Source organism: Streptomyces sp. NPDC058279 (assembly GCF_042881255.1).
Taxonomy (GTDB): domain Bacteria; phylum Actinomycetota; class Actinomycetes; order Streptomycetales; family Streptomycetaceae; genus Streptomyces.
Window position 1 is genome coordinate 2501 of the sequence record NZ_JBHVYA010000041.1, and the last position, 2703, is coordinate 5203.

The following is a 2703-nucleotide window of genomic DNA, read 5'->3' on the forward strand; positions in this document are numbered from 1 at the left end:
CGCTTTCGCTGCGGCTCCGCATCTTCTGCTTAACCTTGCACGGGATCGTAACTCGCCGGTTCATTCTACAAAAGGCACGCCATCACCCGTTAACGGGCTCTGACTACTTGTAGGCACACGGTTTCAGGATCTCTTTCACTCCCCTTCCGGGGTGCTTTTCACCTTTCCCTCACGGTACTGGTTCACTATCGGTCACTAGGGAGTATTTAGCCTTGGGAGATGGTCCTCCCGGATTCCGACGGAATTTCACGTGTTCCGCCGTACTCAGGATCCACTCAGGAGAGAACGAAGTTTTGACTACAGGGCTGTTACCTCCTATGGCGGGCCTTTCCAGACCTCTTCATCTACCTCGTTCCTTTGTAACTCCGTACAGAGTGTCCTACAACCCCAAGAGGCAAGCCTCTTGGTTTGGGCTAATCCCGTTTCGCTCGCCGCTACTCAGGGAATCGCATTTGCTTTCTCTTCCTCCGGGTACTTAGATGTTTCAGTTCCCCGGGTCTGCCTTCTCATATCCTATGTATTCAGATATGGATACCACTCCATTACGAGTGGTGGGTTTCCCCATTCGGAAATCTCCGGATCAAAGCTTGCTTACAGCTCCCCGAAGCATATCGGTGTTCGTCCCGTCCTTCATCGGCTCCTAGTGCCAAGGCATCCACCGTGCGCCCTTTCTAACTTAACCGTTAAAAAGAATCACTACGTGATATCTTGTATTACTAATTGAATGTGAATTACTTCTGTTATCTAGTTTTCAAAGAACACGTTGGTGGAGCCTAGCGGGATCGAACCGCTGACCTCCTGCGTGCAAAGCAGGCGCTCTCCCAGCTGAGCTAAGGCCCCGTATTGGGTAAAGATGGTGGGCCTGAATGGACTCGAACCACCGACCTCACGCTTATCAGGCGTGCGCTCTAACCAGCTGAGCTACAGGCCCATCTAACTTATTCAAGGAACAAAGTTCCTTCAAAACTAAACAAGACAGGGAACGTTCTGTTTATAAGACCCAAGGTCTTATATTCCGTTAAAATCCTTAGAAAGGAGGTGATCCAGCCGCACCTTCCGATACGGCTACCTTGTTACGACTTCACCCCAATCATCTGTCCCACCTTCGGCGGCTGGCTCCTAAAAGGTTACCTCACCGACTTCGGGTGTTACAAACTCTCGTGGTGTGACGGGCGGTGTGTACAAGGCCCGGGAACGTATTCACCGCGGCATGCTGATCCGCGATTACTAGCGATTCCAGCTTCACGCAGTCGAGTTGCAGACTGCGATCCGAACTGAGAACAGATTTGTGGGATTGGCTTAACCTCGCGGTTTCGCTGCCCTTTGTTCTGTCCATTGTAGCACGTGTGTAGCCCAGGTCATAAGGGGCATGATGATTTGACGTCATCCCCACCTTCCTCCGGTTTGTCACCGGCAGTCACCTTAGAGTGCCCAACTGAATGCTGGCAACTAAGATCAAGGGTTGCGCTCGTTGCGGGACTTAACCCAACATCTCACGACACGAGCTGACGACAACCATGCACCACCTGTCACTCTGCCCCCGAAGGGGACGTCCTATCTCTAGGATTGTCAGAGGATGTCAAGACCTGGTAAGGTTCTTCGCGTTGCTTCGAATTAAACCACATGCTCCACCGCTTGTGCGGGCCCCCGTCAATTCCTTTGAGTTTCAGTCTTGCGACCGTACTCCCCAGGCGGAGTGCTTAATGCGTTAGCTGCAGCACTAAGGGGCGGAAACCCCCTAACACTTAGCACTCATCGTTTACGGCGTGGACTACCAGGGTATCTAATCCTGTTCGCTCCCCACGCTTTCGCTCCTCAGCGTCAGTTACAGACCAGAGAGTCGCCTTCGCCACTGGTGTTCCTCCACATCTCTACGCATTTCACCGCTACACGTGGAATTCCACTCTCCTCTTCTGCACTCAAGTTCCCCAGTTTCCAATGACCCTCCCCGGTTGAGCCGGGGGCTTTCACATCAGACTTAAGAAACCGCCTGCGAGCCCTTTACGCCCAATAATTCCGGACAACGCTTGCCACCTACGTATTACCGCGGCTGCTGGCACGTAGTTAGCCGTGGCTTTCTGGTTAGGTACCGTCAAGGTGCCGCCCTATTTGAACGGCACTTGTTCTTCCCTAACAACAGAGCTTTACGATCCGAAAACCTTCATCACTCACGCGGCGTTGCTCCGTCAGACTTTCGTCCATTGCGGAAGATTCCCTACTGCTGCCTCCCGTAGGAGTCTGGGCCGTGTCTCAGTCCCAGTGTGGCCGATCACCCTCTCAGGTCGGCTACGCATCGTTGCCTTGGTGAGCCGTTACCTCACCAACTAGCTAATGCGCCGCGGGTCCATCTGTAAGTGGTAGCCGAAGCCACCTTTTATGTTTGAACCATGCGGTTCAAACAACCATCCGGTATTAGCCCCGGTTTCCCGGAGTTATCCCAGTCTTACAGGCAGGTTACCCACGTGTTACTCACCCGTCCGCCGCTAACATCAGGGAGCAAGCTCCCATCTGTCCGCTCGACTTGCATGTATTAGGCACGCCGCCAGCGTTCGTCCTGAGCCAGGATCAAACTCTCCGATAAAGTAGTTTGACTGACTACGCACATCGCTGTGCGATTTATTTAAAACTTTGAATTAACAGGTACGTTTTGTCTTGTTTAGTTTTCAAAGAACTTTGTCCATCGCTCTTGAAGCGACTTAATTA

Annotated in this window: 2 tRNA genes and 2 rRNA genes (1 of these 4 running past the window's edge); all 4 read right to left on the reverse strand. The window is 52.4% G+C overall.

Going from position 1 to position 2703, the window contains the following annotated elements:
- Positions 1–682, reverse strand: a 23S ribosomal RNA gene (locus ACFVXJ_RS31070); it reaches 2247 nt to the left of the window's first position.
- 82 nt (positions 683–764) lie between these two features.
- A tRNA-Ala gene (locus ACFVXJ_RS31075) sits at positions 765–840 on the reverse strand.
- Positions 841–854: 14 nt separating this feature from the next.
- Positions 855–931: transfer RNA gene (locus tag ACFVXJ_RS31080), tRNA-Ile, on the reverse strand.
- A gap of 100 nt (positions 932–1031) precedes the next feature.
- Positions 1032–2581, reverse strand: a 16S ribosomal RNA gene (locus ACFVXJ_RS31085).
- The 16S and 23S rRNA genes sit together here with 2 tRNA genes alongside, the layout of an rRNA operon.
- Between the last annotated feature and the right edge of the window lie 122 nt (positions 2582–2703).